The sequence below is a fragment of the Hoeflea prorocentri genome, from assembly GCF_027944115.1.
Lineage (GTDB): Bacteria > Pseudomonadota > Alphaproteobacteria > Rhizobiales > Rhizobiaceae > Hoeflea_A > Hoeflea_A prorocentri.
This window is the reverse complement of sequence record NZ_JAPJZI010000001.1, coordinates 3,504,764-3,529,277: the sequence shown is the minus strand read 5'-3', so window position 1 is coordinate 3,529,277 and position 24,514 is coordinate 3,504,764. Positions and strand designations below refer to the sequence as shown.

Annotated in this window: 25 protein-coding genes; 21 read left to right on the top strand and 4 right to left on the bottom strand. The window is 58.2% G+C overall.

Annotation, left to right across the window (positions count from 1 at the left end; all coding sequences use genetic code 11):
* Positions 1–50 precede the first annotated feature (50 nt).
* The 17 genes from OQ273_RS16490 (at position 51) to folD (ending at position 14,949) form a co-directional block, all read left to right on the top strand.
* On the top strand, positions 51–1,307 hold the full coding sequence (locus OQ273_RS16490; protein ID WP_267991596.1) for a flagellar hook protein FlgE: 1,257 nt from the start codon (positions 51–53) through the stop codon (positions 1,305–1,307).
* A 26-nt stretch (positions 1,308–1,333) separates the two neighbouring features.
* The gene (gene flgK / locus OQ273_RS16485) at positions 1,334–2,791 is read left to right on the top strand and encodes a flagellar hook-associated protein FlgK (RefSeq protein WP_267991595.1); all 1,458 of its coding nucleotides are present in this window, start codon (positions 1,334–1,336) and stop codon (positions 2,789–2,791) included.
* 4 nt (positions 2,792–2,795) lie between these two features.
* Positions 2,796–3,848: a flagellar hook-associated family protein gene (locus tag OQ273_RS16480; protein ID WP_267991593.1), complete on the top strand. Its 1,053-nt coding sequence runs from the start codon at positions 2,796–2,798 to the stop codon at positions 3,846–3,848.
* A gap of 46 nt (positions 3,849–3,894) precedes the next feature.
* Entirely contained in the window at positions 3,895–4,242 is a 348-nt protein-coding gene (gene flaF, locus OQ273_RS16475) for a flagellar biosynthesis regulator FlaF (protein ID WP_267991591.1), read from the top strand.
* Positions 4,239–4,688, top strand: coding sequence for a flagellar biosynthesis repressor FlbT (gene flbT / locus OQ273_RS16470; RefSeq protein ID WP_267991589.1), 450 nt, complete (start codon positions 4,239–4,241; stop codon positions 4,686–4,688). Before flaF ends, flbT begins: the two co-directional genes overlap by 4 nt.
* On the top strand, positions 4,679–5,083 hold the full coding sequence (gene flgD / locus OQ273_RS16465) for a flagellar hook assembly protein FlgD (RefSeq protein WP_267991588.1): 405 nt from the start codon (positions 4,679–4,681) through the stop codon (positions 5,081–5,083). The genes flbT and flgD overlap by 10 nt, the downstream gene beginning before the upstream one ends.
* Before the next feature lie 31 nt (positions 5,084–5,114).
* Positions 5,115–5,381, top strand: a complete 267-nt coding sequence (fliQ, locus tag OQ273_RS16460; RefSeq protein WP_267991586.1) for a flagellar biosynthesis protein FliQ — start codon at positions 5,115–5,117, stop codon at positions 5,379–5,381.
* A 112-nt stretch (positions 5,382–5,493) separates the two neighbouring features.
* A complete protein-coding gene (gene flhA / locus OQ273_RS16455) occupies positions 5,494–7,581 on the top strand; it encodes a flagellar biosynthesis protein FlhA (RefSeq protein WP_267991585.1) in 2,088 nt (695 codons plus the stop codon).
* Entirely contained in the window at positions 7,578–8,330 is a 753-nt protein-coding gene (gene fliR / locus OQ273_RS16450; RefSeq protein ID WP_267991583.1) for a flagellar biosynthetic protein FliR, read from the top strand. Before flhA ends, fliR begins: the two co-directional genes overlap by 4 nt.
* Complete coding sequence (locus OQ273_RS16445; protein ID WP_267991582.1) at positions 8,320–8,766, top strand: hypothetical protein; 447 nt, start codon at positions 8,320–8,322, stop codon at positions 8,764–8,766. Before fliR ends, OQ273_RS16445 begins: the two co-directional genes overlap by 11 nt.
* A 31-nt stretch (positions 8,767–8,797) precedes the next feature.
* Complete coding sequence (locus OQ273_RS16440; RefSeq protein WP_267991580.1) at positions 8,798–9,352, top strand: rod-binding protein; 555 nt, start codon at positions 8,798–8,800, stop codon at positions 9,350–9,352.
* Positions 9,353–9,414: 62 nt separating this feature from the next.
* The gene (locus OQ273_RS16435) at positions 9,415–9,783 is read left to right on the top strand and encodes a hypothetical protein (RefSeq protein WP_267991578.1); all 369 of its coding nucleotides are present in this window, start codon (positions 9,415–9,417) and stop codon (positions 9,781–9,783) included.
* Positions 9,780–10,289: a hypothetical protein gene (locus tag OQ273_RS16430; protein ID WP_267991576.1), complete on the top strand. Its 510-nt coding sequence runs from the start codon at positions 9,780–9,782 to the stop codon at positions 10,287–10,289. The genes OQ273_RS16435 and OQ273_RS16430 overlap by 4 nt, the downstream gene beginning before the upstream one ends.
* A gap of 296 nt (positions 10,290–10,585) precedes the next feature.
* Positions 10,586–10,954: a hypothetical protein gene (locus OQ273_RS16425; RefSeq protein ID WP_267991575.1), complete on the top strand. Its 369-nt coding sequence runs from the start codon at positions 10,586–10,588 to the stop codon at positions 10,952–10,954.
* A 93-nt stretch (positions 10,955–11,047) separates the two neighbouring features.
* Positions 11,048–11,806: a hypothetical protein gene (locus tag OQ273_RS16420; RefSeq protein ID WP_267991574.1), complete on the top strand. Its 759-nt coding sequence runs from the start codon at positions 11,048–11,050 to the stop codon at positions 11,804–11,806.
* Between the two features lie 510 nt (positions 11,807–12,316).
* Positions 12,317–13,687 carry a beta strand repeat-containing protein gene (locus OQ273_RS16415; RefSeq protein ID WP_267991572.1) on the top strand — a complete coding sequence of 457 codons (1,371 nt, stop codon included), beginning with the start codon at positions 12,317–12,319 and terminating at the stop codon, positions 13,685–13,687.
* Positions 13,688–14,043: 356 nt separating this feature from the next.
* Positions 14,044–14,949 carry a bifunctional methylenetetrahydrofolate dehydrogenase/methenyltetrahydrofolate cyclohydrolase FolD gene (folD, locus tag OQ273_RS16410; RefSeq protein WP_425493423.1) on the top strand — a complete coding sequence of 302 codons (906 nt, stop codon included), beginning with the start codon at positions 14,044–14,046 and terminating at the stop codon, positions 14,947–14,949.
* A 12-nt stretch (positions 14,950–14,961) separates the two neighbouring features.
* Here the strand turns inward: folD and edd are convergent, their stop codons facing one another.
* From edd to OQ273_RS16390, 4 genes are all read right to left on the bottom strand, one after another.
* Positions 14,962–16,782 carry a phosphogluconate dehydratase gene (gene edd, locus OQ273_RS16405; RefSeq protein ID WP_267991569.1) on the bottom strand — a complete coding sequence of 607 codons (1,821 nt, stop codon included), beginning with the start codon at positions 16,780–16,782 and terminating at the stop codon, positions 14,962–14,964.
* 60 nt (positions 16,783–16,842) lie between these two features.
* Positions 16,843–17,544 carry a 6-phosphogluconolactonase gene (pgl, locus tag OQ273_RS16400; protein WP_267991568.1) on the bottom strand — a complete coding sequence of 234 codons (702 nt, stop codon included), beginning with the start codon at positions 17,542–17,544 and terminating at the stop codon, positions 16,843–16,845.
* 13 nt (positions 17,545–17,557) lie between these two features.
* On the bottom strand, positions 17,558–19,033 hold the full coding sequence (gene zwf / locus OQ273_RS16395) for a glucose-6-phosphate dehydrogenase (protein ID WP_267991567.1): 1,476 nt from the start codon (positions 19,031–19,033) through the stop codon (positions 17,558–17,560).
* A 404-nt stretch (positions 19,034–19,437) separates the two neighbouring features.
* Complete coding sequence (locus OQ273_RS16390) at positions 19,438–20,286, bottom strand: MurR/RpiR family transcriptional regulator (RefSeq protein ID WP_267991566.1); 849 nt, start codon at positions 20,284–20,286, stop codon at positions 19,438–19,440.
* Positions 20,287–20,414: 128 nt separating this feature from the next.
* Here OQ273_RS16390 and OQ273_RS16385 point away from each other — a divergent pair, with 128 nt between their 5' ends.
* Genes OQ273_RS16385 through OQ273_RS16370 form a run of 4 tightly spaced genes read left to right on the top strand, consistent with a single transcriptional unit; the run spans position 20,415 to position 24,507 of the window.
* Entirely contained in the window at positions 20,415–21,152 is a 738-nt protein-coding gene (locus OQ273_RS16385; protein ID WP_267991564.1) for a 5-formyltetrahydrofolate cyclo-ligase, read from the top strand.
* A 58-nt stretch (positions 21,153–21,210) separates the two neighbouring features.
* Entirely contained in the window at positions 21,211–22,170 is a 960-nt protein-coding gene (locus tag OQ273_RS16380; protein WP_267991563.1) for an ABC transporter substrate-binding protein, read from the top strand.
* A complete protein-coding gene (locus OQ273_RS16375) occupies positions 22,170–22,940 on the top strand; it encodes an ABC transporter ATP-binding protein (protein WP_267991562.1) in 771 nt (256 codons plus the stop codon). The genes OQ273_RS16380 and OQ273_RS16375 overlap by 1 nt, the downstream gene beginning before the upstream one ends.
* Positions 22,933–24,507 (top strand): ABC transporter permease, encoded by a 1,575-nt coding sequence (locus OQ273_RS16370; RefSeq protein ID WP_267991561.1) that lies wholly within the window; start codon positions 22,933–22,935, stop codon positions 24,505–24,507. Before OQ273_RS16375 ends, OQ273_RS16370 begins: the two co-directional genes overlap by 8 nt.
* Positions 24,508–24,514 lie beyond the last annotated feature (7 nt).

Genomic DNA, 24,514 nt, shown 5'->3' with positions numbered 1-24,514 from the left:
AAAAGCGCATACGAGGACCCCTGTCACAACAGCAAACGAGGAACTGTGCGATGAGCCTTTATGGAATGATGCGGACCGGAGTTTCCGGTATGAATGCCCAGGCGGCACGCCTCGGAACGGTGGCCGACAACATAGCCAACGCCAACACGACGGGCTACAAACGCAGCTCAACCGAGTTTTCATCCCTGGTCTTGCCGAGCGGCGGCGGATCTTACAACTCGGGCGGCGTCAGCACATCGGTTCGCTACGCGATTGCCGAAAAGGGCAATCTTCAGTTCACCACATCAACGACGGACCTGGCCATCGATGGCGGCGGCTTCTTTGTCGTCGAGGATACCGCAGGCACCGCTTTCCTGACCCGTGCCGGCTCGTTCATCCCTGACAGCGAGGGCAATCTTGTCAACGCCGCCGGCTACAAGTTGATGGGATATGACTTCGCTAACGGCAACCCGACGCCGGTGGTCAACGGTTTTGACGGCCTTGTGCCCGTGAACGTGTTGCAGGGCGAACTGGTGGCTGTGCCCTCGACCAACGGCATCTTTACGGCAAACCTTCAGTCCGGCGCACCGGTGGTGACCGGCACGCTGCCTTCCGCGAATGCCGCCGGTTCGGAATACACGGCAAAGAGTTCGCTGGTTGTCTATGACAATCTGGGTGAGGAGGTCCTGCTTGATTTCTACTATACAAAAACTGCGGCCAACACCTGGGAAGTCTCGGTGTTCGACCAGTCCGGCGCGACGGCCGGAACGTCGTTCCCTTATGCCTCAGGCCCGCTGACGACAACGACGCTGACCTTCGATCCGACCAATGGCCAGCTTGCGGCCGCCAGTCCGACAGGCGCGACGTTCACTGTGCCCGATGGTCAGAGCCTGACCATCGACTTTGCCAAGATGACCCAGCTCGCATCGGACTTCAGCGTCGGCGATGCAACCGTAAACGGTAACGCGCCGAGCAAGGTGACGAGCGTCGAGATCAGGGGAGACGGTACCGTCTTTGCCAAATATGAGAACGGCACGCTGTCTCCGAGGTTCCGCATCGCCATGGCTGATGTTCAAAGCCCCGACAGACTGGACCCGATTTCCGGAAATGTGTTCTCCCAAAACAGTGAATCGGGCGTGGTCACCACCGGCTTTGCCGGATCGGGCAGTTTCGGCTCTATCAAATCGGGAGCGCTGGAGGCATCCAATGTGGATATCGCCGGAGAGCTGACCAGTATGATTGAATCGCAGCGCAGCTTTACCGCAAACTCCAAGGTCTTCCAGACAGGTTCGGATCTCATGGACGTCCTGGTGAACCTCAAGCGCTAGGGGCTTCGCAGGTTTAGGACCCAACCATGTCACTGTCAGCGGCGATTAGAACAGCTCAGTCGATATTATCGAACACTTCGAAACAGACACTTGTGGTTTCGGACAACATCGCCAATGCCAACAATCCGAACTATGCGCGGCGCGCTCCCATGTTGCAGTCGAACCTTGGGGGCTCGCTTTCTGTTTCCGTTCACCGCACCGAAAACAAGCTTCTGTTGTCGCAGTCGCTGGACAGCATTTCGGCCAGCCATGCGCAGTTTATCGTCGCCGATGGCTTTAGCCGCATCAAGACGACGCTGGGCGGCAACGACAATGAACTGTCGCCTTCGCGTTATCTGGGCAATCTTCAGACGGCTCTTCAGACCCTCTCGGCAACCCCCGGCAACACGACACTGGCCGCAACCGTTGTGTCCGACGCGAAAGACCTTGCCGACAATCTCAACAATGCCTCGGCTGCGGTTCAGCAACTGCGCCTCGATGCCGATTTTGCAATCAAGCAGGGAGTCGACAAGCTGAACAGCCTGCTTGCCGACTTTGAACAGACAAACCAGACAGTTGTTGCCGGCACACTCTCGGGCGAAGACGTCTCGCAGGCCCTGGACAAGCGCGACACCCTTCTCCGGGAGATATCGTCACTCGTCGGCATCCGCACGATCGAGCGTCAGGGCAACGATCTGGCAATCTATACCACCGGTGGTCAGACCCTTTTTGAGAAAATCCCGAGATCCGTCAGCTTTGTTCCCACCACCGGCTTTGATCCGACGACGAACGGCAACGCCATCTACATTGACGGTGTCCCGCTGGCTGTCGGCCAAGGCGTGCAGACCAGTGCCAAGGGCGAGTTGGCCGCACAATTGCAGGTGCGTGATTCCATTGCGCCCAGCTACCAGAACCAGCTCGATGAAATCGCCCGCGGACTTGTTGTTGCCTTTGCAGAGCACGACCAGTCCGCCAGCGCCTTGCCAGACATGCCTGGCCTTTTCACTTGGGCTGGCGGAACGGTGCCCACTGCTCCGGCGATTGTGCCGGGAATGTCCGGCTCGATCATGGTCAACCCGGCTTTGGTGCCGGGCTCCGGAAACCCCATGCTGCTGCGCGATGGCGGCATCAACGGTGCTGCCTATGTGTCTAACCCGTCGGGCGCGGCCGGCTTCAGTGGCCTCCTCGACAGCTATGTCACCGGCCTTAACGAGCCGATGGATTTTGACCCGACGGCACTCGCTGGAAGCCGGACGGGCCTGATCGAATATACATCCGGATCGATTGGCTGGCTGGAGGCCGGGCGCTCCGAGGCATCGAATGCGTCCGAGACACGGCATGCCGAGAGTACGCGTATCCTTGAGACCTATTCCAAGGAGACCGGTGTCAATGTCGACGAAGAGATGACGCTTATGCTGAAGCTCGAGCAGTCCTACAAGGCGTCGACAAAACTACTGGCCACAATCGATGAAATGATGAATGCACTTATGGCGGTTGTGAGGTAACGCCATGAAAACAACCTTCGTTTCAACACTCGCCATCCAGAACGCCATGCGCCTGACCATGCAGCGCGCGCAGTCTGAAATTATGGATGCGCACAAGGAGGCTGTCACCCAGCGTCATGCCGATATCGGGCTGGAACTTGGTGCACAATCATCCCGTCACATTTCGCTGACCCGCGATGTGGAGCGTATGAACACGATCATCTCAGGCAACGCCCTTGTGACGAACCGGCTTTCGGCCTCGCAAAACGCGCTGACGCAAATGGTGGAAGGCGCCCAGACGTCGCTCAGCGCACTCCTGAGCATTGTCGATATCAACGATCAGGGCCGTCTGAGCGTCATCGCTGATACGGTCAGCACGTCGTTCTCAAATTTCACAGCCTTTGCCAACGCCTCCGTCAACGGAGAATATCTGCTCGCCGGCGTCAATACGGACATCAGGCCGATGGCCGACTATTTCGAGCCCGGATCGACTGCCAAGGCCTCGTTCGACGCGGCCTATCTTTCCTATTTCGGTCACACCCAGAACGACCCGCTGGCATCCAGCATCACCCCCGCCCAGATGGATGATTTCCTGACCAATCATGTCGAGCCGCTGATCCTTGGGGCAGGCTGGGATGCGGACTGGTCCAGTGCCGACAGCACGGTCATGACCAGCCGCATTAGCGCCAATGAGGTGGTGGACAGTTCCGCAACGATCAATGCCGACGGGCCGAAGGCCATGGCGATGGCTTCGGTCATTATTTCCGAGCTGCTGACGACGCCCTTGACCGATGACACCCGCGGCGTGCTGGTCGAACGGGCGATTGGCTACACAAGCGACGCGATTTCGGGCGTCAATCATCAAAAGGCGGAGCTTGGGCTTTCGGAGCAGCGCATCGACAAGGCCAATGAAGCGTTAAACATCCAGATCAACGTCATGTCGAAATATGTCGGCGAACTGGAATCGGTCGATCCCTATGAGGCGTCGACACGGCTGACAACACTAATCACGCAAATGGAAATATCCTACCAACTGACGGCCAGAATCCAGCAGTTGAGTTTGACCAACTATCTCTAGTCGGTGCGTGCAGGAAGAGTAACGAAGAGGGCAAAAGGTAGCTGAAATGTATCAGTTCTCATACGCGGAAGTGCAGCAAGATGATGTTGCTGACTCCAAGGACCGTGAACGGCAGGTCCTGGACAAATCTATCCTGATGCTCGAACAGGCAAGCGAGAAGGGGGCGGGATCGCGTGAGTCCATCGAGGCCCTGTTTTTCGTCAACCGGGTCTGGGTGCGGTTCATCGAGGACCTTGGGTCTCCCGAAAACGAGCTGGATCAGGAATTGCGTGCGAACCTGATCTCGATCGGCATCTGGATCCTTCGCGAGGCGGAGAAGATCCGGGCCGGAGAGTCCGACAACTATGAGGGCATCATCGATATTTCATCCATAATCCGGGACGGCCTGAAATGAAGAGTTCATTGCGAATTTCGCTGAAAACAGGCGAGAAAATATTTATCAACGGCGCTGTTCTGAGGGTGGACAGGAAAGTCGGGCTTGAGTTTCTCAACGACGTGACATTCCTTCTGGAAAACCACGTTCTTCAGCCTGAGGATGCCACAACGCCCCTGCGCCAGCTCTACTTTATTGTTCAGATGATGCTGATTAATCCGGAAGGCGCGGAACAATCGCAGGCCATGTTCAAGAAGTCCGTTGTCATGCTCTTGAGCTGTTTCAGCAATGAGCAGATCCTGACGGAACTCAAACATATCGACGCGATGGTGACGGAGGGGCGTGTCTTTGAATCCCTGAAGGCCATACGCGCGCTCTACAAGATCGAAGAGGACATTCTCAACAATCACCAGATGCCTGTTGAGACCCTGGAAGATATCAGAAAGGAAATCGCACCATGGCGGTAGATGCAGTATCAGGCGTTTCCGGAGCAACGGGTTCCAGCGCCGCGGCCACCGCGTCACAGAAGGCGCAGGTCGATTACGACACGTTCCTCAAACTGCTGGTCGCCGAGATGCAGAACCAGGATCCGACCAAGCCGATGGACGCCACCCAGTACATTTCGCAACTGGCGTCGTTCTCGCAGGTCGAGCAGACCATTCAGACCAACCAACGCCTCGAGCAGATATTGGCCGCTTCGTCCATCGGCCAGGCCGGCTCGATGATCGGCCGCACCGTAACGTCCCATGACGGATCGATCACCGGAGTTGTGGAGAAGATCGAACTCTATGATGATGGCGTCGTGGCAATTCTCGACACCGGCGAGAGGGTGGCCATCGGTTCGGGAATGACGGTTTCCTAGAGCAGATCAGCCTTGGATTAAAGCAGGACGAATGAGCGAAGCCGACGCACTCGATATTGTTCAAAAGGCCGTCTGGGCCATATTGATCGCTTCAGGGCCGGCGGTGTTCGTCGCCATGTTTGTCGGCGTCGGCATCGCCTTCCTGCAGGCTTTGACGCAGGTTCAGGAAATCACCCTGACCTTTGTGCCCAAGATTGTCGCGATCCTGGTGACGGTCGCAGTATCGGCGCCGTTTGTCGGTGCGCAGATCCACAGCTTCACAACCCTTGTCTTTTCGCGGATCGAAAGCGGTTTTTGACGACCGCCGTTCGGCTGCAACCATCTTCGCGCAAGTTTCGTCCGCTAGTTTGACGTCGATTGCATGACCGCGCCGCAGGCGCTGCAATTGTCGTGAACGAGCAAGGATTGTCATGGCCGAGACAACAGCCGTAGCAGTGCCTCCGCTGGAGGGCAGGGGGCGCGACGTCACATTTGCCATCGGCATTGTCGTCATCCTGTCGATTCTGTTCCTGCCCATCCCGGCCTTCATGATCGATATCGGTCTGGCCTTTTCCATCGCATTTTCGGTTCTGATCCTGATGGTGGCGTTGTGGATTCAGCGACCCCTCGATTTTTCGTCTTTCCCGACAATTCTGCTGATTGCGACAATGACACGATTGTCGCTCAACATCGCAACGACGAGGATGATCCTCTCGGAGGGCCACAACGGCACGACGGCGGCCGGCTATGTGATCGGCGGCTTTTCCCAGATGGTCATGTCCGGCGACTTTGTCATCGGCGTCATCGTGTTTCTCATTTTGGTGGTCGTCAATTTCATCGTCATCACCAAGGGTGCGACGCGTATCGCCGAGGTCGGCGCCCGGTTTACGCTCGACGCGATACCCGGCAAGCAGATGTCGATCGACGCGGATCTGTCGGCCGGATTGATCGATGAGAAAACCGCTCAAAAGCGTCGCCGGGAGCTTGAGGAAGAAAGCTCATTCTTCGGCTCCATGGACGGTGCTTCCAAATTTGTGCGCGGCGACGCCATTGCCGGCCTCATCATCACCGCCATCAATATTTTTGGCGGTATCATCATCGGCTACACGCGCCATGGAATGGAGATCAGCGACGCGGCGGACGTCTTTACCAAACTGTCCGTCGGCGATGGCCTTGTCTCTCAGATCCCGGCGCTGATCGTTTCTCTCGCGGCGGGCCTGCTGGTTTCCCGGGGCGGCACTGTCGGCTCCACCGACGTTGCCGTCCTCGGACAGCTCAGCGGCTATCCGCGCGCGCTGTTTGTGGCTGCCGGACTGATGGTGCTGCTTGCCGTCGTGCCGGGTTTGCCCTTCCTTCCCTTCATGGTGCTGGGCTGCGCCATGGCTTTTGCCGGCTGGTTCATCCCGCGCCAGCTGGAACGCCACACCCAGGCGGTGCGCCAGAACGAAGAGCAAAAGCTGATCGAGCAGAAGGAGCAGGAAAAGGATTCGGTCAAGAACGTGCTGCACACGGCTGAAATCGAGCTGTGCCTCGGCAAGCAGGTATCGGCCAGGCTGCTTGGCTCGCATCAGGAACTTGCCTTCCGCGTTGGCAAGATCAGGAAAAAATTCGCCACGCAATACGGCTTTGTCGTCCCGGAAATCAAGGTTACCGACGATTTCGCCGTGCCGGACAAATCCTACCAGATTCGCATTCACGGAACGGCCGTTGCGGTCAACGAGTTGCGCGTCGGCGAGGTTATGGTCGTGATCGGCAATGGCAAGCGGCCATCCGTTCCGGGCGAGGAGATACGCGAACCCGCCTTCGGACTGCCGGCGGTTTCGGTGACGGAAACTCTGATGGAGGAGTTGAAGCGCGAGGGCTTCCATCCCATCGATAATGTTTCCGTGGTCCTGACCCATCTCAGCGAGGTGATCCGCAACAACTTGCCGCAATTGCTGTCCTACAAGGACATGAAGGCGCTGCTCGACAGACTCGATCCGGAATACCGCAAGCTGGCTGACGAGATCTGCTCCAATCACATGTCCTATTCGGGCCTGCAGGCGGTTCTCAAACTGCTTCTGGCCGAGCGTGTGTCGATCCGCAACCTGCATCTCATCCTCGAGGCGGTTGCGGAACTGGCGCCGCACCTTCGCAAGACGGAGCAGATTGTCGAACATGTCCGCATCCGCATGGCCCAGCAGTTATGCGGCGATCTGGCCGATAACGGTGTCCTGCGGATCTTGCGGCTGGGCAACCGCTGGGACCTGGCGTTTCACCAGGCGCTCAAACGCGATCCCAAGGGCGACGTGGTCGAGTTCGATATCGAACCGGCGTTGCTTGAGGAATTCAGCGAGCAGGCCACCAAGGTCATTCGCGGACACCTCGACAAAGGAACGCGCTTTGTCCTTGTGACGGCTCCGGATGCGCGGCCCTATGTCCGCATGATCGTGGAAAGGCTCTTTGCAACGCTGCCGGTCATTTCTCACGTTGAGATAGCCAAGGGCATCGAGATCGAGATTCTGGGTTCGATCTCATGATCACCGACCCGGAAGGGACGGTCCTTGCTCTCTTTGCTTCATTCTGCCGCGTCGGCGCCTGCTTCATGATCATGCCGGGGCTCGGCAGCGCCCGGGTCCCGCCACAAGTTCGTCTCTTCGTCGCGATCGCTGCGTCGATGGCTCTTCTGCCGCTGATGTGGCAATCGATCTATCCGAAGGTCGAAACCTCGACCGGCGGATATGTTTCCCTTGTGGTTGTCGAGATTCTTATCGGCTCTGTTCTCGGCCTTGTCGCCCGCTTTTACGTTCTGGCGCTGCAGTTTGCCGGAACGGCTGTCTCCATGATGATCGGTTTCAACGCCATGGCGTCGGCCGGGCTGGAGAGCCCGGATCCGCAGACCGAGCTCGGCAATCTGATCGCGCTGACGGGGCTATTGATCCTTTTCATGCTCGACTTCCATCACATTGTCATCGAGGCGCTGGCAATGTCCTACGAGCTGATGCCCGTCGGCGGCAGTTTTGATCCGCAGATGGCTCTGGTGACGCTGTCCGATACGCTGTCAGCGTCCTTCATGACGATCCTGCGGCTGATCAGTCCCTTTATTATCTACGGACTGATCTTCAACCTTGCCGTCGGCATGGTGAACAAGCTGGCGCCGCAGATACCGGTCTACTTCATTTCGCTTCCCTTTATTCTTACCGGCGGTCTTTTCCTGCTCTTCTTCGGGTCCGGAGAATTCTTTTCGCAGTTCGCCGATGGTTTTGTCCCGGTGTTCGATGGCCGCTGATCCTCGCCAGGAAAGGGTGCGTACCCTCGGCCGGCTGGCGCTCCTGCAGCGCCAGCTCCAGCGGCTGGCCGAGACGGAACTTGCCGACACCAACCGCCAGCGGGCGGAAGTGGAAGAACAGATTGCCCGGCTGATCGAGGCGATGGGCGGATTTTCGCATGTCCACCGCCTGTTTCCCCATCTCTACGCAAAGAGACTGGATAAGCTGAAAGAACGCGGGCAGGCGCTGACAGGCAAAGCAAGGCTCCAGGAACAGAAGGCAAGGCGTGAGAAGACCAGGTGCGAGCGTATCGGCGACCACCTGGATAACGTGCTGGAAGAGGCAAGCAGGCAATCTGACGAGGATGAGCTGCTTGATCTTGTAGAGGCCGCGAGCGGGCGTGCCCGGCCCTCAGACACGCGGCCTCAAGCCTCCCGTAAGCTTCGTGGTGCATAGTCGTCATCAACGAATAACAAGGGACTGAGCGTTGGCCATATCACCACCGAGCGATCTGGTTATGGACGTTGTCCGGGCTGCAGACCCGGCAAGCGTACGTGAAGCGCATCGAAAGCTGATGGCTGCGCCCGACAATGCGCCTCAGGCTGCTTTCGAGGCTGCCGCAAGCCGCCCGGTCGGCGCCAGCGTCAATCCGCAAAATGACGATGTGCCCAAGGCATACCGGGATTTTGAGGCCATGGTTCTGCAGTCCTTTATCGGCAGCATGCTGCCCTCGGACGCAGAAAACACATACGGCTCGGGAACCGCCGGCGATATCTGGAAAGGCATGATGGCGGAACAACTGGGCAAGGCGCTGGCCGAGGGCGGTGGCCTTGGGATCGCACGGCAGATGGCCGCCGACCGTTTGGCCCAGCAGTCAGAAACACCGCAGGCCGATGCAGGGCAGGTCAAACAGACCGGAGACAATCGCAGTTTTGCCGCTGCTCTCATCCATCAGATGCAGGTGGCGATGCTGCACAGCGCTGAGGAAAGCGCTGCTTTGCATTACGGTGGCTATGAAGACATCAAGCCGGGCGACGGCTGAATTCGGAATATTGCAATGATGCGAACACCTCGTAAGACATTAAAAGCGGGAGCCGGAAATCGATGAGCAGCCTGGATACGGATGATCGTGTATTGAAGGTGCTGAACCGGCTCGACGCGGTTCTGGATTTTGAGAACACCGCACTCGGAACCGATCCGGACTTCGATGTCGAAGCGTCCAACGTTTTAAAAAGCAGATGCCTTTACGAGCTTTCGACGCTGACTGAGGCGGTCCAGCCGGAGCAGATGAGCGGCCGGCATGGCGAGATGCTTGTTGCGATCCGCGGCAAGCTGGAACGCAACACGGCCAAGGTCAAGGCACACCTCGATGCGGTCCGAAAGGTCACTGATCTTCTGCGCGATGCCGCACAGGAGGCCGAAGCCGACGGCACATACACGGCCGACCAGTTTTATATGCGTGAGGTCATATGATCAAACTGGTCATCACGGGTGTGTGGATTTGCGGTGTCACGCTTGCCTCGGTTTATTTTGCCCTGCAGACGGCGTCGAAACCGGTGGAGACACAGGAGCAGGCGGACTTTTTCGGCGGGCTGGATTATGTGCGCTCCGACCTGATCTCAATTCCTGCCATTTTTGAAGGCCAGGTTCGCGGCTACTTTATCACCAGGCTTGTTTATACGGCTGAGCCGGAAGTGCTCAATTCACTGACCTTGCCGCCTCATGTGCTGATCACCGATCAGCTCTACACCCTTCTTGTCGGTAATCGGGTTATAGACTTTTCCCGTGTCGAGGAATTTGATCTTGAAGCCTTCCGTGCTGTCGTGCGTGACGGTCTGAACGAGAAACTTGGCCGCAAAGTGTTTCACGAAGTTCTGGTGGAGCAGATGGAGTTTATCACCAAGGCAGAGATTCGTGATCGGGAACGCAGGCGTCGCCTTCCGCCGCCGCCGCCGAAGACAGTCGGCGAGAGCAACTAGGCCAATCTGTTATCCGGGTAGCCGAAGCGGTTCCCCGTGGTGCGGCCACAACAAATTTCCGTGAAGACTATCCATGATCGCGGGTTATCCCCGAATATCAACAGATAAAAAATCGTATCGGGTTGACTACTTTTCATAGTTACCATTTTTTGAACCCGTTGTTCGCCTCGGGCGGTGTCGAGCACAAAAAAATGGGTTCTCGAGCCGGCAGACAACAGCAATAGTTGTAAAAGCTGAGACAATGTAATTGGCGGCATATCTGTGCTGCCGCAAGTACATTTGTACGTGGGGGTAGGGTGAAAAATTCCATTGTCTTGGCAGCGGCAGCCTTTTTGATTGCCGGTGAAGCACTTGCTGACAATATTGGCTTTTCGGCGGGTAATATGTGGGGGACCGACGGTTCCGGGGTTGCCGTGGGCGGCGCGGTGGATTCAGCGGAATCGCATCTGGCCAATGGCATAATCGCCGGGCAGGTGAACGCGGCCGAAATGGGTCTTCTCATCGACAACGGGACCGCGGGAACCCTGACGATCCAGGCCATCGGCAGTCAGACGGTCGTCACGACGTCGATTGTCGGCAACAACAACGTTTCAGATATAGCGGCGGACCAAACGAGCACCAATTCAGGTGATGTCACCAACGATGGAGAGATAAACAGCAGATGACGCCGGGCACCTCGGCGGACTTGAAATCATTGAGCCAGGTGGGAGTAAATGGGTATCTTGTCTGTATTGCGTAAAGTAGCGGGGCGCGGGAATATGTTTGTCCTTTGGCCCGTGCTTGTGGGCGTTGCCTCCTGTACGCTTCCACGGAGCGGCGAGGTAGACAGACCTGCGGCTGTGCCGGTGACGCAGGCACCGTTGCCGACGAAGGTCCAGACCTATACCCGCATTGAAAACACGCTCGCCTGCATCAAAAAGACCGGTGTCCTGAAAAACAAAACCTTTGTTGTCGGCAGCTTTGCCGACAGCACGGGCAAGATCAATGCCGTGGCCTCCGGCGCAACCGGCAATTTCCTGCCTCAGGGAGGCAGCGCGGCCTATGTGACAGATTCACTGTCGAAGGCCGGTGCGACGGTGGTGTCGACCTATTTCGGTGCTCCTGCGAAGGCCGTGCCGACCGATTATGCGGTCAACGGGATCTTCAACAGTCTCGATTTCAGCCTTCCGGTCAAATCCGATATCCGCGTTGCCGGCGTCGGCCCGACGGTCGGGATCGGATGGGCCCAGCTTAGTCTTTCGATTCAGCTCGACCGCTCAGCGACGCGCGTCAACAGGCAGATGAGCATGATCCAGCGCCCGGTCCGTTATACGCAGATCGGTGCGGGTGTGGGCCGCACATTCGGCAACACGCTGGCATCCGGAAACATAGCGTTTCAAAGCCAGGAACGTCTGCAGCTTGAAGCTCTGAACGGCCCGATCGCGCTTGGCGTGGCCGATGTCGTCATGAAGGAATTCCCGAGAGCGGCAGCAAGTTGCAGGGGAATGGTCGGCGACCTTCTCGACGCATCCGTCTAGCCCGGACGGCACTTCACGCATGCGGATCAGCATGTGGGAACGCCACGTTTCAAGGGTTCACCCCTGTTTATATTATTTCAACCATGAAGAGAAAATTTTCACATACTAATTTTTGCCAATTAACGCAAATTTCAACAGTTTCGTATTTAGTCTCCCGCGCCGAACCGGACGAGCAGGTTGTGGATAGGTGACCCGCGGTGCTGCGAGGCGGAGAATGAACTCCGTTCGCAGACCTTCGACACCACGCAGTCTGTACTGACGATCAAAGGAGCAGAAACGGCCGGTTGGGTTTTGGTGGTGAGATCGGAGCGCCAGCAGTCGGCGCTCGGAACGATCTGACCGCGTGTGCCTGGGCTATGTCGAAGCAACGCGCTCGCATGTGAAGAGACGGCGTTGTGTGATCCGGGTCAAGCGTCGCGCCGGTCGCGTATGCGGCAGGTCAGCGGGCTTGGACGGATGGCATGGTTCGAATTGAGTGGCGCGCATGATGCGCGTGCGAGGAGAACTGCAATGTGTAAGACCAGTTTGGTCGCTGGTGTCGCCATGGCTGCGATGCTGGCTGGAGTATCAGGCGCTTTCGCGCAAACTGCCGTAACCCAATCCAACACCAACAACAACACTGTCACCCAGTCCACGGGGCAAAGCGTTGATATCAACGGTTCGCTCAGCGGAGCAGGTTCGAGTGCGTCCATCTCGGCGACGGGGGCGGCATCGTCCGTCAGTGTCCTCGGGATCGGCGCTGATTATGTCACGCCGGCCGGCGGGTTCGGCAATATCTCACAGACAAGCAGCAACAACGGCGTCGTCGTCAATGGCGGTGGCACGGTTGATGTGTCGTCAACCATCAGCGGCGCAGGTGCGTCCGCTTCCGTCTCCGCATCAGGTGCGGTTTCGGCTGTCTCGGTAACCGGTATCGGTTCCAACACGTTTTCCGATGTCGATCTGTCAAGCATCACTCAAAATGCGACGAACAATGCCGACGTGACGAATGGAAGCAACCGGTCAAGCCGTATATCCGCTACCGGATTGACCGGTCTCGGCGCCGCGGCTTCGGTTTCGGCGACAGGTGCGGCATCGTCCGTCGCCAATACCCGTGCGCAGCCGGGCAGCGGCGGTGATCTGAGCGTTGCCAATATCAGCCAGAGGACAACCCTCACAACCGGCAGCGATGTCAGCAATTTCGGCGCATTCTCGAATGCAAGCCCACTCGCCGTCAGCGGGGCGGGCGCGTCGGCCTCGATTTCCGCTCTTGGTGCGGTTTCGTCTGTCTCGTCCAGCCATATCGGCGCAGCCGAGATCGACAATCTGTCCATCGGCAATATCGGTCAGACGACGACCAATAGCGGCGGTGCGGTGCGCAACAACCATCAGGGCACGTCGCGCAATGCCGGTGGCGTTCTGAATGTCGGCGCCATCTCAGGAAACGGCGCGTCGGTCAGCGTATCTGCGACCGGTGCCGCCTCGTCCGTCTCGGTCACGAGCATCAACAGCAGCGGCATCAACGGCACGCCGTCCATCACGATGGGATTGATCACCCAGCGTACGCAAAATGACGGTGTTGTCACCAATGGCGGTGTCGGATCGAACGGAACCACGATTGCCCGCCACACCATTTCTGCTGGCACCATCAACGGTCGTGGCGCATCGGCCTCGATCGGGGCGACCGGTGCCGTCTCGTCCGTTGCGGTCACGAGCATCAACGAGGCGCAAGCGTTTGGTTCACCGACGATCGGCGCGGTCAATCAGGCATCGCTCAACAATGCGGCTGTGACAAATCGGGCGGCGACGATCAACACGGGGTCGATCAGCGGTGCCGGTGCCTCGGTTTCGATCTCAGCGGTTGGCGCTGCTTCGGCGGTTTCGCTATCGTCGATCAACTAGGCCTGAACATAAGGCCTCAACACATTCACCCGGGCTCACGCCCGCACCAGAGCCCGGGTGTGACAGGAGGATCTCATCCTCCGACGGACCTGTAGGCAGGTAAGAAGATCGGGGGCGGCCTGCGCTTTGCCGTCTGTCCTTGCAAGTCCCCTGTGCCGGCGAGCCTCTCCCTGCTTGCCGGCACAGTTCTGAGTGTCCCGCAGAATCGTGGGTGCAATGCGGCTCTTTTGCCGAACCACATTACGGATTTGACGCCTTACGGCGCGAACGGGCCTTTTCATTGCTTCCGTATATGCTCTAGAAGGCGCACAGAAATCTGGAAATTGCGAGTTGGAGCACGGCAGATGACAGCACAGATGCAGGATGCAGCGGTTATCGACGGACGGTCCGTCGCCGATAGTGTGGTTGAAACCGTCAAGCAGGCGGCGGAAGAACTGAAACAGCAAACCGGGGTCATTCCCGGTATTGCCGTCGTGATTGTCGGGGAAGATCCGGCAAGCAAGGTCTATGTCGCCTCCAAAGGCAAGAAGGCCAAGGAATGCGGCTTTCATTCCGTGCAGCACACGCTGGCCGATTCAACCAGCGAGGCAGACCTTCTGGCGCTGGTGGAAGAGCTGAACGACGACCCGCAAATCCACGGCATTCTCGTGCAGCTTCCATTGCCCGGCCACATCGATGACGGCCGTGTCATCCAGGCGATCAATCCGCAAAAGGATGTGGACGGTTTTCATGTTATCAACGCCGGCAAACTGACAACGGGTGAAGTGGAAACGGCCTTTGTACCCTGCACGCCGGCCGGGTCCACGCTGCTCATCGAGCGGGTCCGGGGCAAGGATCTCTCAGGTCTTAACGCCGTTGTCGTCGGGCGTTCGAATATTGTCGGCAAACCCATGGCGAGCTTGCTCCTGGCCGCAAATGCCACGGTGACGGTCGCACACAGCCGGACGCCTGATCTGCCGGCCGCCTGCCGCAATGCCGATATTCTGGTCGCCGCCGTTGGCCGGCCCGAAATGATCAAAGGCGACTGGGTCAAGCCGGGCGCCACGATCATCGACGTGGGTATAAACCGGATCGCTGCGCCGGAGCGCGGCGAGGGTAAGACGCGCCTTGTGGGCGATGTGGCCTATGGCGAATGCGCAAAAGTTGCCGGCGCGATCACCCCGGTGCCCGGCGGTGTCGGACCGATGACGATCGCCATGCTCATGGCCAACACGCTGGTTTCAGCCTACCGCCACGCGGGTAGGACACCACCGAATTTCTGAGCCTGATTTGCTCTAGCGGTAAAGTACACTCGCGCCTTCGTCGGCCCGCCCGGCGAGCGCTCGGAAATTTGCAAACAATTCCCGGCCCATGCCGTGCTCGCTTTCGGTCAGGTCTGCCGTGGCTGGTGTCCTGGCATTGAATTCGGCGGCATCGACAAGCACGTCCAAACTTCCGCTGGAGGCGTCGAGCCGGATCAGGTCACCGTCGTGGATTTTTGCAATCGGCCCGCCATCCAGCGCCTCCGGTGTCATGTGGATGGCCGCCGGCACCTTGCCGGATGCCCCTGACATGCGTCCATCGGTGACGAGCGCGACCTTGAAGCCGCGATCCTGAAGAACACCGAGCGGCGGGGTCAGCTTGTGCAGTTCCGGCATGCCGACGGCGCGGGGGCCTTGAAAGCGGACGACGGCGACGAAATCCTCATCCAGTTCGCCGGCCTTGAACGCCTCCTGCAAAGCCTGCTGACTGTCGAAGACCCTGGCCGGCGCTTCCACAATGCGGCGCTCGGCCTTCACCGCCGAGATTTTGATAACCGATTTGCCCAGATTTCCGCTGAGCACCTTAAGGCCGCCATTGTCCTGAAACGGTTCGTCGATGGTCGAAAGCACTTTTGGATTGGCGCTTTTGTCTGCAGCCGGCTCGCGCGCAACCGTTCCATCGCTGTTCAGCTTCGGCTCGATCGCATAGGCCTGGAGGCCTTCGCCCCAGACGGTGCGGACATCGTCATGCAGCAGACCGCCTTTCAGCAACTGCGAGATCATGAATCCCATGCCGCCGGCGGCGTGGAAATGGTTGACGTCCGCGGGACCGTTTGGATAGACGCGGGCGAGCAGTGGAACGACGTCGGACAGCTCGGAAATATCTTCCCAGGTCAGCATGATCCCGGCGGCATGGGCCATCGCGATCAGGTGCATGGTGTGATTGGTCGATCCGCCGGTGGCGTGCAACCCGACAAGGCCGTTGATGATGCTGCGCTCATCAATCATCACACCGGCCGGAGTGTATTCATTGCCAAGGGCCGTAATCGCCAGCGCACGCTTTGCCGCCTCGCGGGTCAGGGCATCGCGCAAAGGTGTGCCCGGATTGATGAAAGAGGCGCCGGGCAGGTGAAAGCCCATGATCTCCATCAGCATCTGATTGGAGTTGGCTGTGCCGTAGAAGGTGCAGGTGCCCGGCCCGTGATAGGATTTCGATTCCGCTTCCAGCAGCTCGGCCCGGCCGACCTTGCCTTCCGCATAAAGCTGACGGATGCGGACTTTTTCCTCATTCGGAAGGCCTGACGTCATCGGTCCGGCAGGTATGAAGACCGCCGGAAGATGGCCGAAGGTGAGAGCGGCGATCACCAGACCCGGAACGATCTTGTCGCACACGCCAAGATAGGCCGCGGCATCGAACATGTTGTGGGAAAGCCCAACGGCTGCCGAAAGGGCAATGACGTCCCTGGAGAAGAGAGAAAGATCCATGCCCGGCTGGCCCTGGGTGACACCGTCGCACATGGCCGGAACGCCGCCGGCGACCTGTGCCACGCCGCCCGCCTCGCGGGCAGCGTCGCGGATCTGGGCAGGAAACGTCTCGAAGGGCTGATGCGCCGAGAGCATGTCATTATAGGCGGTGATGATCCCAAGATTGCCGATCCGGTCGCCGGCAAGCGCATCCTTGTCGGATTGTCCGCAGGCGGCAAATCCATGAGCCAGGTTGCCGCAGGACAGGACCGTCCGGTTCGGCCCCTCTTCCCCGGCCTTTTTCACGCGCTCCAGATAGGCTTCCCTGGTGGGTTTCGAGCGTTCCACGAGACGTTTGGTGATGGACTGCACGGTTGAATGAGCGGGCATAATATTCCTGCCGTTGATCGGGTTCGCGAATTCTGCGTGCGGCACTGGGCCGCCGGACGTTCAGGGCGCCCAGTAGACCTTTAGCGGCCTTTCGGTGCGCCTTAAGATAGCGCGGACCGGAAGTTCCTCCACCGGCCCGCTGTTCATGGCATTCTCGAGCACTGAACGCTTTTGTTTGCCCTCGATGTGCAAGATGACATTTTTTGCACGCATCAGCGGCGGAAGCGTCAAGGTCAGCCGTGTTTCCGGCTGACCGGGAGCCTCAGTCGCCATAACCTGAAAACCTTGCTGCGGATCGGTCAGCATGCCGAGATCGGGGCTGCCCGGAAACCACGAGGCGGTGTGTCCATCCGTTCCGAGGCCGAGGACAGCGACATCAAGCGGCTTGCCGATTTCGCCGAACTTCAAAGCCGCGTCACGGGCTGCTGCGTCAGCCGTCATGCCGTCGCTGTAAAGCGGAATGAAAGCGGCAAGGGCCGCCTTGTCCTGCAACAGGTTCATCGCCGCAAGGCGCTGGTTCGAGCGCTCGCTCGAGGGCGGAACGAAACGTTCGTCCACCAGTGTCACGGTCACCTTTTTCCAGTCGATATCGGCGGCGCTCAGCTGCCGGAAAAAGAGCCGGGGCGTGTTGCCGCCCGAGACGGCAAAAAATGCAGCGCCATCGGCGTCGACAGCAGACTGAAGCAGGCCGGCGACATTGGCGGATAGCGATTGCGCCAACGCATCACCGTCTGCAAAGCGTGTGATTTCCGGTTCGCTCATATCCGTCTGCGGCCTACCTGCTTTCGTGCCAGGTGCGGCCATCGCGCTCGATAAGCGCAATGGCATTTGTCGGCCCGGATGTGCCCGCCGTATATCCCTGGCAGGCCTGGTCGGAATCTTCCCATGCCGTCAGGATCGGGTCGATCCAGTGCCATGCCGCTTCCACCTCATCGCGCCGCATGAAGAGCGTCTGGTTGCAACGGATGACATCCATCAAAAGCCGTTCATAGGCATCCGGATTGCGACCGCCGAAACTGGCCGCAAAGCTCATATCGAGCGGAACATGCCGCAGGCGCATGCCGCCGGGGCCTGGATCCTTGATCATGATCCACTGCTTCACACCCTCATCCGGCTGCAGCCTTATGACAAGCTGATTGGCGATGATCTGCCCGGCGCCATGGCTGAAGATCGAATGAGGGATCGGTTTGAAGTTGATGACGATTTCCGACACGCGCTGCGCCATCCGCTTGCCGGTGCGCAGGTAAAACGGCACACCGGCCCAGCGCCAGTTCTCGATCTCGGCCTTGATGGCCACGAAGGTTTCAGTGTTGGAGGTCTCGTCTCCAAGCTCTTCCAGATATCCATCGACGGCACCCTCGGCGGATGCGCCGGCGCGGTATTGCCCGCGCACGGTCAGCTTGGCTGCGTTGCTGTCATCAATCGGCCGAAGCGCTCTTAGGACCTTGAGCTTCTCGTCGCGCACCGCCTCGGCGTCGATGGAAGTCGGGGCCTCCATGGCGACCAGGCAAAGCAGTTGCAGAAGATGGTTCTGCACCATGTCGCGCAGAGCGCCGGCGCGGTCGTAATAGCCCGCACGTCCTTCCAGGCCGACCGATTCGGCCACGGTAATCTGAACGTGGTCGATATGTGCCGAGTTCCACAGCGGTTCGTAAAGGGCGTTGGCAAACCTCAGCGCCATCAGGTTCTGAACGGTTTCCTTGCCGAGATAGTGATCGATGCGGAAAATCTGTTCTTCCGCAAACGCCTTGCCGATCGTGTCATTGAGCGCGTGGGCGGTGGCGAGGTCGCGACCGATCGGCTTTTCCACCACGATGCGCGTATTGTCGTTGATCAGCCCGTTGCTGCTGATCCGCTCACAAATTTTGCCGAATATCGATGGGCTGACCGCGAGATAGAAGGCCCGAACCCGGTCCTGACCATCCGCCAACACCGTGGTCAGCCGGTCCCAGCCGCGGTCAGAGCTCGCATCGATCGAAACATAATGCAGCCGGTCAAGGAAGCGCTTGACCTCATCGTCCTGGAATTCACCCTCTTTAAGGTGCTCGGACAGCGCCTGTTTTGCAAAATCGCGATAGGCGTCGTCGCTCAGATCCGACCGGGACGCACCGATGATCCGAGTCGGTTCGCTTAACTGACCGGATATCTGCCGATGATAGAGTGCCGGCAGCAATTTGCGTTCGGCCAGGTCACCGGTGCCGCCAAAGACGATATAGTCGAACGGATCGACGGGGATAGTCTGACTGCTCATCGCTGCTGACTCGCTGTTTGAAAAAATGGGTCGAGGGCCACGGGCACTGTCGCGACTTCTCATAATCTAATCGATTTAAAAAGGCCAGAACTAATTTGCCGACAGGGCGGAAACCTGTCTCTGCTGCAATGCAAAGGGGTCTGAAACTGTTCTCCTGGCTGACTGTCGCATGGTGTCTTTGAGTCCCTTCACGTCGGTCCGACGGAGCAGCGCCACGACATTGTTTTCCACGAACGGGTCCTGCTTCAGACCTGGATACCGCACAGTTGAAACTGACCTTGATGAATTCGGCGCCGGAAGCGGCAAAGAATAAAGGTCGTTGCCGCGTCTGAACAGGGTGTGAGGCGCACATGCCTGTGTCTTCGGGATGACCCGACCGCGCAAGTCGTTTGCAGCGATATACATCAGTCGAGCATATCAAGCTCTTCATTGATTTCGCCGATCAGCCCCATTCTCTGGATCGCCGTTTCCCCAACCAGTCCGACATAGGAGATCGCTAACAATCGGAGGGTGCTGACCAGCGTTGTATAGGTCGGGACCAGTCCGTAATTTGCGATATGACATCGCAGGACAATATCGGAGTACCGCTTGGTCAATGCCAAATTTGTGTGGTCGGTCAAGGTGATGACATGAACACGGGTTGTTTTCGCATAGGACAGAACGGGTCGAAGGCTTTTCGGCTGCGCGCCTTGCGCTACCAGCACAATGACATCGCGCGGGCCGGCCATTGCCAGATCCTCCGCCAGCGAACTGTCGGCCAGTCCCAGCAAGTGTACGTTGTGGCGCAGTCTGGAAAACATGACCCGGCCATAGCGCGCGCACCAGCCATCGGCGCCAAGCCCGAGGAACCAAAGCCGCGGGGCTTCCTTGATCAGTTTGGAGGCTTGCTGAAGTGTGCCGGAACCCATTTCCTCAAATGTGCGGGTGATGTTGCCCAGTTCCAGCTCGAGATGTTCGCTGATCGTGCGACCCAGAATAACCTCTTTCGAGGCTGAGGCTGCGTAGCTGTATGGCTGGGTGCGGTTTCTCTCCTCCCGGGCCTGAACTTTGACTTCTTCAAAATCGGTATAGCCAAGCGTGCGAAAAAAACGGGCAGCCGTTGCCTTCGATACCTGGGCAAGTTGGGCAAGTTCCGTGGCCGTATGTGTTTCAATAAGCGACGGTGCTTCCAGAATCACCTTGGCCAATTGTTGTTCACTTCTGGTAAGCCGCGTAATTCTATCCTGTATTCTCAGAGCGAGTCGTGTTGACATTTTGCTATCCAAAACAACAGTTTAATGCCGGATTTGACATTATGAAACGTGTGTTGCAGAGTTATGAAACAATGAAACTTCTTCGGATGAAACTCTGAAACACCGTACTGAAACAGAAAGGGTCTGGCGTGTCAAAATCCAGTATCATCCGCCAACAGATTTGGACAAAACTGAAGGACGTGGCCAAGCCGGACACGCGGTTCGATCTGAATTTTGCTGAGGTAATTCCGGATTTTGAGGGATCGGAAATAGCAGCCGATCGCATTCTGGATATGCAGAAATGCAAGGACGCGGACTTTCTTTTCATTACGCCGGACAACTGCCTTGTCGATTTGCGGCGGCGCCTGATCGAACAGGAAAAGACGTTCTTCATGTCGACATACGGTATCTATCGGGGCTTCCTGATGATCGAACCGGGCATGGTCCCCAAAGGTGCAGAGCTCTATGCGGCGTGGCTGGACGGTATGGAGCACTTCGGCAGACCGGTCCTGCTTGAAGAAATCGCCGCGCATGGACGGATCGACTTTCTGGTGACCGGCGCTTCCGCCGTATCCATAGACGGCGTCCGCTTTGGCAAAGGCCACGGCTTCTTTGATCTTGAATGGGGCATGTTCACCGATCTTGGTCTCGTCGGCGAAGACACTCCGGTCGTGGCCGCTGTACACGATTGTCAGGTCGTCCATGAAAAACTGCACCCGAGCGCTACCGATATCCTGGTCGACTACATCGCAACGCCCGACAAGCTGCACACGGTGGAACGCCGAGCCAAGAGGCCACATGGCGTGATCTGGGATTTGCTTGAGCCGAAGCAGATCGATCAGACGCCGCCGCTTCGCGAGCTTCAACGCATCAAGGGAATTGCCTGAGGAGCAGGTCCTTACCGTTCGCAAACAAAAAACAGGGAACGAACAAATGAAAACAGCAATGAACCGCCGAAATTTCCTGGGAGCCGCGGCAGCCGGGATGACTGCAACACTGTTGGCCGGACGCACATCAGCCGCGACACCGTTCACAATGCAGGCCGCCTGGATCAACGACGCTGAGTTTGCCGGGTATTTTCTGGCGATCGACAAGGGCTATTACACCGAGGCCGGTCTGGAATTGAACTACCTTCCGGGCGGACCCGACGTTATTCCCGAAAGCGCAATAATAGCGGGTCGAGCTGATCTCGCGCTGACGTTGCCGGACACTACGATTCGGGCGATTTCGGAACAGGGTGCAAAATTCAAGATCATCGGGACGCAATATCAGAAAAACCCGCTGGGCATTGTGTCGCTGAAAAAGAGCGCGATCAATTCGCCGGCCGATCTTGTCGGCAAGACAGTGGCTGTTCCACCCGTCAATACAGTAACGGTCGAAGCGTTGCTGAGCTTGAACGGCATCGATCGGGCAGATGTCAACATTGTGCCCTACGCGTATGATCCGACACCATTGGTCCGCGGTGAAATTGACGCCTCATTGGATTTCACAACCAATGTGCCCTACACAATTAGCGCATTGGGGGAGGAAGCGCACTCCTTCCTGATCTACGATTATGGTGTGACGACATTCAATGACACGGTGGTCGTGACCGAGGAAACGCTTGCGACCAAGCGGAAGGAACTGATTTCCTGGTTGCGGGTAAGCCGTCGGGGATGGAACGAAAACCTTGCTGATCCGAGCGTCTATCCGCCAAAGTGGGCGGACACGTGGTTCAAGGGAACCGGCCGCACGATCGAAAACGAAGTGTTCTTCAACACCGCTCAAAAGGACCTGATCGTCGCGGAGGCCGGAGTATTCTCAATGTCTGAGGAAGATATACAGAAGAATCTCGAGGCATTGTCCGCGGTGGGAATCAACGGCACCCGTGACATGTTCGACACCACGTTGCTTGAGGAACTGTGATGTCCGAGCCTGCCGGCATCTTGCTTCGCTCGGTTTCCAAGACCTACAGGGGCCGCGGCAAGGTGGTGGAGGCATTGAAGGAAATGAACCTGGAATGCCCTCCAGGTTCATTTACCGCGCTGATCGGACCATCGGGTTGCGGTAAATCGACCGCCATGCGCATCGCTCTCGGACTGGAAAGCCATGATGCAGGAGAGGTGCGGATCGCGGGTCAACCTTCCGCTACGGCCACGGCCGGCGGCGTCACCGGCGTGGCATTTCAGGATGCGGCGCTGTTACCCTGGCGTTCCGTCGCAAAAAACGTGGCCCTGCCGCTTGAGGTGTTGGGTCGGAACCCGTCGCGGTACAACACCGAAATCTCCCATTTGATCGAGTTGGTCGGACTGAAAGGATACGAAAAGGCACTTCCTGGTGAATTGTCAGGCGGGATGCGGCAAAGGGTTTCCATCGCGCGGTCTTTGATCACGTCACCCAAGGTTTTGTTCATGGATGAGCCGTTCGGTGCGCTGGACCAGATTCGCCGCAGGCAGATGAACGTGGAGTTGCAGCGGATCTGGTCGGAATCCGAATCGACCGCGCTGCTGGTCACACACGGGATCGATGAGGCCGTATTCCTGGCAGACTATGTTGCGATCATGCACGCCAACCCGGGACGCGTGATTGATATCGTCGAAGTGCCGTTTGCTCGCCCTCGCCATCCGGACCTGTTCTCCGATCCGGAGTTCCATGCTCTGACCGACAGAATTGCCAAGGTGCTTCACGGTGAGTAGCCACAACACCTCCCTTGCAGCAGCGATTCGCAACATTCTTGTCGTAATTGTTGTGTGGGAAATTGTCGGCCGAATGGACTGGGTTGCCGGCGGTGCCCTGCCGGGTTTGAGCGAGATTCTGATCCGCTTTTGGACAGATCTGGGGGATTATCCGGGCCATATATGGGCAACGGTTTACGCATCTAGCCTAGGTTTTCTCATCGGCAACACTCTGGCGATCGCGGCAGGCATTGTCTTCGTCCTGTCTCCCACGCTTCTGCGATTGACCCGTGGAGTGAACATTGCCGTTTTCGCGCTCCCTCCCATTGCCATCGCACCAATTCTCGTACTGACCTTGTCCGGAATGGCTCCGCGGGTCACGTTGGCGGCCTTGGGGGTGTATTTCGTCACGATGAGTGCGACAGTGATCGGCCTGTCGCAATACGATACACGGTCCGCTGATCTGGTGCGCGCTTATGGCGGCGGAAACTGGCTTGTGATGAAACTTGTCCGCCTGCGCGGCGCGGTTCCCGACATCCTTGGCGGATTGCGCGTTGCTGCGCCAAATGCGGTTCTCGGTGCAATTCTGGCGGAATTCGGCGGCGGCGGACGCTGGGGACTCGGCACCTATTTGCTTGGGTCTCTGGGGCGTGGAGAGCCGGAACGGCTTTGGGGTATAGGACTGGCGGCAACGGTGATTGCGGGCTTGAGTTACGCAATATTCGCGGTGATCTCCAACAGGATATTGGGCAGTACCCGGTCAGTCACCCTGAACACCGCGATTCCGTCCGCCGGCGAATACCCGAAATACTCGCGCCCCGTTCGCTTGCTCATCTCGGCCGGTACTCTGATGCTTCCTTTTTTGCTTTGGTGGGCCTTCATCAAGCTGACGGGCGTGCCGGACCTCATAGCAAAAACACCCTTCGGTGTGATTGACTATCTGTTCCTGTCCGAAGGCTCCGCCAGCGCGCGCAGCAAGCTCCTGGATGCACTGCTGCAAACGCTGCCGATAACCGCGCTTGGCATGGCGGCAGGGCTGATCTTTGCCTTCCTGCTGGCGATCTCCTCTCGAATGTTTCCCGGCTTCTTGCGAACCTTCATGCCGATAGCGCTGGTCACACAGACCATGCCCCTGGTGGCGCTGACCCCGCTGCTGGTTCTGATCCTCGGACGCGGTTACTCGGTAACGCTTTGGGTCACCATTTCGGTGACCTTCTTTCCGGCCTTCGTTCTACTGGCGCAGGGAATTCAGAGAGTGCCGCACTCTGTGCTCGAGCTGCCGCGTGCCTATGGTGCCTCGGCCTGGAAAGAAATGCGGATGGTGTCCATTCCTGCCGCCTTGCCTTATCTTTTCGCATCGACCCGATTGACCGTACCGCGCGCACTCCTCGGGGTGATGATTGCAGAATGGCTGGCAACGGGCACGGGACTGGGCAATCTGCTCAACCGGTCACGCGGCTACCTGGATTATGGCATGATCTGGACCGTCGCGGCCGTGTCCGTCCTGCTGTCCGTAGCATTTTACTACATTGTCCTGGCTGTCGAGCGGCGCACGCTGGCACACTTTGGCATGCAGCAGGCCGAATAGAGATATG